At 39.7% G+C, this 6,718-nt stretch carries 7 protein-coding genes; 4 read left to right on the forward strand and 3 right to left on the reverse strand.

The genetic code is table 11. The features are described 5' to 3' along the window. Positions 1-322 precede the first annotated feature (322 nt). Positions 323-721, forward strand: coding sequence for a DUF4177 domain-containing protein (locus NO992_RS23190; RefSeq protein WP_082086204.1), 399 nt, complete (start codon positions 323-325; stop codon positions 719-721). A gap of 50 nt (positions 722-771) precedes the next feature. Here the strand turns inward: NO992_RS23190 and NO992_RS23195 are convergent, their stop codons facing one another. After that, on the reverse strand, positions 772-1,260 hold the full coding sequence (locus tag NO992_RS23195) for a DM13 domain-containing protein (RefSeq protein ID WP_371380762.1): 489 nt from the start codon (positions 1,258-1,260) through the stop codon (positions 772-774). A gap of 640 nt (positions 1,261-1,900) precedes the next feature. Here NO992_RS23195 and NO992_RS23200 point away from each other — a divergent pair. The 3 genes from NO992_RS23200 (at position 1,901) to NO992_RS23210 (ending at position 5,641) form a co-directional block, all read left to right on the forward strand. Beyond that, positions 1,901-3,475, forward strand: coding sequence for a lytic polysaccharide monooxygenase (locus tag NO992_RS23200; RefSeq protein ID WP_371380764.1), 1,575 nt, complete (start codon positions 1,901-1,903; stop codon positions 3,473-3,475). Between the two features lie 369 nt (positions 3,476-3,844). After that, on the forward strand, positions 3,845-4,339 hold the full coding sequence (locus NO992_RS23205; RefSeq protein WP_017218239.1) for a hypothetical protein: 495 nt from the start codon (positions 3,845-3,847) through the stop codon (positions 4,337-4,339). 12 nt (positions 4,340-4,351) lie between these two features. Beyond that, a complete protein-coding gene (locus NO992_RS23210; RefSeq protein WP_371380766.1) occupies positions 4,352-5,641 on the forward strand; it encodes a hypothetical protein in 1,290 nt (429 codons plus the stop codon). A gap of 87 nt (positions 5,642-5,728) precedes the next feature. On the opposite strand, the gene NO992_RS23215 is transcribed toward NO992_RS23210, so the two are convergent. Together NO992_RS23215 and NO992_RS23220 are read right to left on the reverse strand one after the other, a co-directional pair. Further along, on the reverse strand, positions 5,729-5,929 hold the full coding sequence (locus NO992_RS23215; RefSeq protein WP_371380768.1) for a hypothetical protein: 201 nt from the start codon (positions 5,927-5,929) through the stop codon (positions 5,729-5,731). A gap of 177 nt (positions 5,930-6,106) precedes the next feature. Continuing rightward, positions 6,107-6,643: a YaeQ family protein gene (locus tag NO992_RS23220; protein WP_253107814.1), complete on the reverse strand. Its 537-nt coding sequence runs from the start codon at positions 6,641-6,643 to the stop codon at positions 6,107-6,109. Positions 6,644-6,718: the final 75 nt, after the last annotated feature.

Genomic DNA, 6,718 nt, shown 5'->3' on the forward strand with positions numbered 1-6,718 from the left:
CGGATATAAGCACGCAATCACACTAATAATGCTAAAAGTGGCTTGTACAATTGGAGGAGTCCATATAAGGCGGTTTACCCGGCGAGTTGTTACTAGCCTAGCAGAGTGGATTATCTTTCGGTGAAGAAACACAAGATCGCTGCGTGAAGCAGCTTCTACTTCAAAGTGTAGTGTGTCTTTGGGCTCTCTATAAAGCAAAAAAGCTTTGAATTGTCCGTGCTGTCGCCTTTCTGTCGCCAAGCTTTCACTTATTTGGCGTTTTAAACTTCATATTTTTAGGGTATTACTTAATAACGCTAGGGAATAGATATAAGTGTAAAAAATGAAAATTGATGCCGCTTTGATAATCAGGCAAAGGATGCTCAAGGGGTGGACCCAAGAGCAGTTAGCTGGTGCTTCTGGTTTAAGCAAAAGAACCATTCAGAGGGTCGAAAGAGAGGCGAGTGCTTCCATGGAAACTCAGAAGGCACTAGCTGCCACTTTTAATTTAGATTATACGAGTCTTACTCTTAAGGAGGCTAGAGTGATGAAAAAATATGAATATAAAACAGTTGAATTACCATTTAAATTGCGCTTTTTTAAATCAGGGACACCAGATGTGCAGTCGCTATTAAATGCTGAAGGGCAAAATGGCTGGCAATTAAAACAGGTTGTTATTCCTGCATCAGGCTTTGGTGAATCTGATTCCATGGTTGTTATTTTGGAACGAGAGACAGCATAACAGAGCTAGTGTTGGCTCGTTTGTTTACCTGTCGCACCATCATTTCAGATCTAGTTACTATCCATGCGTTGTAATGACGCTGCCGATATAAACTGCTCAAAATGCTCACACCAAATAATAACACTCTGAAACTGGGCCAGATCAACTTGGCGATACTTGGGCTGAACGAACTGCGAAAATTGGTTTATGTTAGCAATTTCCACCATGGTGTGTTTTTGTGCTTTAAAGTCGGCTTCTGTCTCAATAAATGTTTTGGCGAGGTAAAGCCGATAGTCTGGTCCTGGGGCTATCTCACCCACAAATGCAATGTGGTTATCCGTAAAATAAATCTCTCCGATGGCGTAGTGTAATGCGTCTGAATCTTTAAGCTCCTTCTTGAATTGGCCTTTATATGTTGCGGCTTTACTGATCTCAAGTATTTCTGTGTGCTTAGCCGCCGGAGGTTGCGTCATTATCGGTAAAGTGTACACACCCATAATAAACCCTATGATAAACACCAAAATGAGCAACAGTAACGTAAATAGCGTTCGCAAAATCATTTCCAAGTAAGCAGTAAAGTCAAAGTATAGCCAAATTATAAGGCTATAGTACAAAAAGCTACTACGTAAAAAGAATTGTTTTTAATCTTTTTGGTAGGAATAAAGTGTTTTTATTAAATGTAATTTAGTACCCAATGTAGATAAAGCTTTACACAGTGTAGCCCCTTCTGATTGTAAATTATTAGAGAATAAAGTATTTCAATTGTTTTGGTTATTGTAATAGTCAAATTAAACAGGTATTTAGGCCAGAATTATGGTGCAAAGGTATTTTTTAAATCAATCATAAAGTACTGAATGTAATTAATAATCTCATCTATTGTTATTGACTTTTGCTTGAGTAAAATGCCTCGAATTCGAGTTGATTCTTACAATAAAATTAACCTGGATACTTTTTTATTACAAACAATGAAGGCGAGCATGCCATGGACGTGCAAGAACTTATCACTTGTTAACAATGACAGCGTTGTTTTTTACTGTCGAAGTACAGTGGCGCGACCAAGATAAGTTGTGTTTATCAACGTGCGAAACTTAGGTGCACAGATCAAGGTTGAATTTCGTGTGGCAAGCATCGATAGACTCTCGCTCATTCTAATCTTAATCGAAGTGGCGGCGGTTACTTCTCTAATACGAGTAGACGAAAATGAAAAACTCTATGTTAACAGTCAGTATTGCCATGGCACTTGGCTTGGCAGCATCGAACGCATTTGCACATGGTTATATGGATAGTCCAAAGGCAAGACAAGCGATCTGTGAAGAGCAGGGCGGATTTTGGTGGCCAAAAGATGGAAGCAATATTCCAAATGCGGCATGTCGAGCCGCTTACTTAGCATCTGAGCATGTGCAGTTTGTTCAAAAGCATGAGTTTGCAGCTAATGTTCCCGATTATTTTAATCTGCAGGCAGTACAAGCTACTGTTCCTAACGGACAACTTTGTGCGGGTGGCGACAGAAACAAAGCGGGCATGAATATCGCATCGAGTGAGTGGCAAAGAACCGCGATAACGCCAGATGCTCAAAACCAAATTAAAGTTAGATTTCGTGCAACAACGCCTCACAACCCGAGCTTTTGGCAGTTTTATCTTACTAAACCGGAAGCGGATATTCAGTCAACGCCTCTAGCGTGGCAAGATTTAGAGCTAGTACAAGAGTATGGCAATGTAGACTTCTTCGTCGCACCAGACGGTAAACGCTATTATGAAATGCAGGTTGCGGTGCCGAGTAAATTTAGCGGAGATGCTATCTTATATACGCATTGGCAGCGTGATGATGTTGTAGGTGAAGGTTTTTACAATTGTAGCGACGTCACGATAGTACGAGATACTACACCGACTGAGCCAGTAAGTTGGACGTCTGCTGGCTTTTTTATCAAACAGGGTCAACTGGCCAATGTAGGCGATACGGTATGGCTACGTGTTTTTGATGGTGATGGCCAAGAGTTGGTACAAGAAAAACTGTCGATAACACAAAGCAATATCAATCATTGGGCAGCGCAATTTGCTAGCACACTTAATAATAATCATGCGAATACGTTACAAATTGGCGTACAACAAAGTGATGGCAATATTGTATTTGATGCTGCGCAACTCGCTGCTAATCAGCTATTTGTCAGTGATACCCAGTACACTTTTAACCTTGCAATTTTAGCTAAGCCACAAAACCGTGCCCCTGTGGTTCATACCCCCGCCGATATCACGCTAAAAGAAGGCTCAAGCACATCACTTCATGTTCATGCGTTTGATGATGACAAAGATCCACTCACCTTTGCATGGCAGATCCCTGCGCCACTGAGCTATAGCGGTAGCGGTGCAACTATCACGCTGGCTGCGCCAGAGGTTCTGCAAAATACCGACTATCAGGGGCAAGTAAGCGTTTCTGATGGCACGTTTGAAAAAACCGTTAGCTTTACCATCACAGTGACTAACCAAACCGCGCCACCAAATGGTGATACGTGGCGTGCCGATCAAGTTTATACCGCTGGCGATACCGCGGTGTATCAGGGCAAAAGCTATCGTGCTAAATGGTGGGTAAAAGGTCAGCAGCCCGACCAAAGTGATGCGTGGGAACTGGTCGACAAGTCCGATGCTAGTAACGCATGGAATGCCAATAAGGCATATACAGGCGGCGACAGGGTGAGTTATCAAGGCGTTGAATATCAAGCGCGCTGGTGGACCAAAGGTCAACAACCAGACAAGCACTCAGTATGGCGCAAGCTGTAGTCTAAGACCCCGCTGAAAAATCACTGGTAGATACCACTGCCAGTGACCTTAATCTCAAATGCAAGTGTAGCAGTGTTGGCTTTTCGACAGACGTTAAATTTATAAAAATGCAATATATAAAATTTTTTAGTAGTTTTATTTTAGTTTGGTTGTAAAAAACATTTTCTCATTATTTAACTGGATTTTTAAACTTATTAAAAAGTGTTGTTGTGGTTTTGTAGATTTTACATTTGTTGTGGTATTTTCACTTTTGCAATTTATAGATTGGTGCAAATTTATAGGTGTTTAATTTATGTTTTTGTGGTTGGGTTGAATTTCTTGTTTTAAATGTTATTATTCTGTTGGTTTTTTTAATTAAAAGGAAATTTCATGAAGGTTTTATCTATTGGTGCATTATTATTCGCTATAAGTACAACAGCTTTTGCTGGCAACCCAACGAGTGTAGGTGATGTTGTTGCTCGAGATCTATCAATTTCAGGCCTAGGTTGGGCTGGGCACGTTGGGATCTGGGACGGTTCAAAAGTACTTGAAGTATTGAATGATAACACTGTTATTCACAAAAACACGCTGAGTAGCTTTAAAGGTGCTTCCTCATACTGGGGCGCGAAGTACGGTCGAGGTACTAGGCATGGAGAAATCGTTGAAGCTGGGTGGGCACAACGTAGCTTTGATCCAGAATATACAATCACAGCACAATATACAGAAGGTAAATGGGTATATAAAGATGGTAGTTTTGTAAAAGTGAAGGCAAAGTTCCGTTGTGATACTTTTGTGAACTACTCATACAAAAAGGTTACTGGCGAGAATTTAGTTACCGTTTTCACTCCGAGAAATCTTTATAATAGCTTCCCAAGCACTAGATAATTTGAGGTGGATATGAAACTAATTGCAAAATATGTAGCATTACTTTTATTAGCTGTTTTTTTTGTTGTCATTTATTTTGTATCCACAGCAGAAAAGGAAGTAAAAAAAACTGCAGAAAATAATGAGACAGTTCCTTTTGTTAGTCAGTCAGAGCTCATAGCTACACTTCCCGATTTTTATGATATGGATGTTAAATTAACAGATAAAGAAAATAATAAAATGTTAGAGTTAGCAGATACGCTTACTTTAACATTAAAGAATAGTTTTGGTACAAAGGCCATGCTTGATTTTGAAGCTGAGCTAATAGAGCTATTAAAAGATCCGAATATATCAAGAAAAGATAAAATAAGTATATTGTGGAATATGGTACAGCAGTTAGGCGTGGAATCAGAGCAAGGCTTGTATGTGCTTGAATATATGAGTACGTTGGCTCCTATTGAGCTGTCCAATGAGTTAATTTCGCTATTCGAAAGTGCATCAGAGCGGGCAAAATTTGGCTTACTAAATGTACTTGAGACTATCTTACTGGTTAATGGAGAAGAGGCGAAAGTTTCTGCCACGCATTTAGCAGAAGTAAAGCAGCAATTACTCGATGTAATTAGTGGTCAGCTAGCCAATGTGGAAGATCCTGCATTAGGCTTTTCAATTCTTGAGGCTGTTGTTGGTCATCTTCCTTTTGAGAAAGCCAAACTACTGATAGATGACCAGTTTGTGATATCAGAAAATAAATCTAATAACGTATCAAATGATGCTATCAGAGCAACAAAAGCTGGAATTTATAATCGCCTCGCATTAGCTAACCCTCAATCAAGGACTGAATTTTTGCCGCAATATATTCAAACTCTTAATAATGAGCCGTCACAAAAGGTAGAGCGAGAGTCGCTAAGGCAAGATCTCTTTAATATTATCAGAATAGATGAGTTTATGAATGAGGCTCCGCATGAGTTTAAGCAAACGGTGAATGCATTTTTGGCACGAGATCTTCCCGTGATGGACATCGACAGTGCTGAATTTGATTACGATGCCGTAAAGCTGTATTCAGATTTGTCAATTGCGATGGCAAAATTGAGTGCATCGGCTCAACGCTCTAGTGAGAGCATATATACACAACAGATTAATGCAGCTAAAAGCCCACTTGAGCAAGCGATTTTGATAAGTCGTTCACCGTATCAGCTAAATGAATTATTAACTGATGAATTTACCCGAGCAAGAATTAGCAATGACTTGCGAGCAGAGGCCAAACGAATAGGTGCAGATTCTGCCTATTCTGATTTGCTAAACGATGCCGCATCTCGGTTGTAGGTAAATACGTTGTAGCCACCTTTGGTTGGCTACAACACTTACTACGTAATCACAAATTACATTAACTGTTGTGGTTTGATTTCAACATTAGCAAATCGTTGTACCACAGTCCCATTGACATGTGAAACCGTAGTCAACAGTCATTTGTGTACCACATAATCCTGTTTCGCATGGAAAAAATGTCGGATTTTTACCTGCACCTTGGATCTTTAGCGTCATGTCTAGGTTGATATGTTTGTTACTTAGAGAAAGGTTTTTGACCTGTTGCTTTTTTAGCTTAAGTTTCATTGCTAATTCCTTTAGTTTTATAATTATAAATAAGAAGTTAAAAATCAATGTAATTATGATTAACTAACTTCAACGCTATAATTTACCCAAAAAGATATCTAAGTCAATAGAATGCTTTCTCGTGTCAGGACATTAGTGACGTCGATGTAAAGCTATTCAGTAATGTCGCCGTTTGGTTTACATTAACTGTCTTGGTTTGATTTCAATATTTGCGCTATCAGAACTTACCCATACTTCGCCATCTTGAATGGTAATAGTGAGCTTGATACTTCGTTCTGCTAACTGAGCTAAAGCCTGAGTCGCGCTATAATCCAAGCCGAAAATACTTAGATTTTTAAAGTCGTATAATTTAGGCTGGTGTTTTTGCCACCAAATTGCCTGATTATTTTCGCCATAAGTATAGAGGATCACTTGTTTTGATTTATTACACGCTTTTTTAAGGCGTTTTTCATCAGGCAGTCCTAGTTCAACCCAAAGTTCAATCTCTTCGCTGTAATTCTTAACCCATAGTTCAGGTTCATCGTCAGCGCATAAGCCTTTGGTAAACTCCAGTCCTTCACAGGCATTTAGTGCATAGGCAAGTAAACGGATCATTAACCGTTGTTCGTTTTCAGAGGGGTGCTGAGCTAGTGTTAAATTAAAGTCTTGGTAAACATGTCTGTCCATATCACTGAGTGATAGTTGGGCTTTAATGATGGTGGATTTGAGCGCCACCCGAATTCAGATAATAAGTGCACCACTCATGGTTAATCGGTGAGGAGAGATCAACTGCCTGTTGGTGGTACTCTG

This window comes from Pseudoalteromonas sp. DY56-GL79 (assembly GCF_041414765.1).
GTDB classification, from domain to species: Bacteria; Pseudomonadota; Gammaproteobacteria; order Enterobacterales; family Alteromonadaceae; genus Pseudoalteromonas; species Pseudoalteromonas piscicida.

What these genes read in the sequence shown, in the direction of transcription:
- NO992_RS23215 (WP_371380768.1), bottom strand. Translation starts at nt 5,929, where the DNA reads ATGAAACTTAAGCTAAAAAAGCAACAGGTCAAAAACCTTTCTCTAAGT.
- NO992_RS23200 (WP_371380764.1), top strand. Translation starts at nt 1,901, where the DNA reads ATGAAAAACTCTATGTTAACAGTCAGTATTGCCATGGCACTTGGCTTG.
- NO992_RS23190 (WP_082086204.1), top strand. Translation starts at nt 323, where the DNA reads ATGAAAATTGATGCCGCTTTGATAATCAGGCAAAGGATGCTCAAGGGG.
- NO992_RS23195 (WP_371380762.1), bottom strand. Translation starts at nt 1,260, where the DNA reads ATGATTTTGCGAACGCTATTTACGTTACTGTTGCTCATTTTGGTGTTT.
- NO992_RS23210 (WP_371380766.1), top strand. Translation starts at nt 4,352, where the DNA reads ATGAAACTAATTGCAAAATATGTAGCATTACTTTTATTAGCTGTTTTT.
- NO992_RS23205 (WP_017218239.1), top strand. Translation starts at nt 3,845, where the DNA reads ATGAAGGTTTTATCTATTGGTGCATTATTATTCGCTATAAGTACAACA.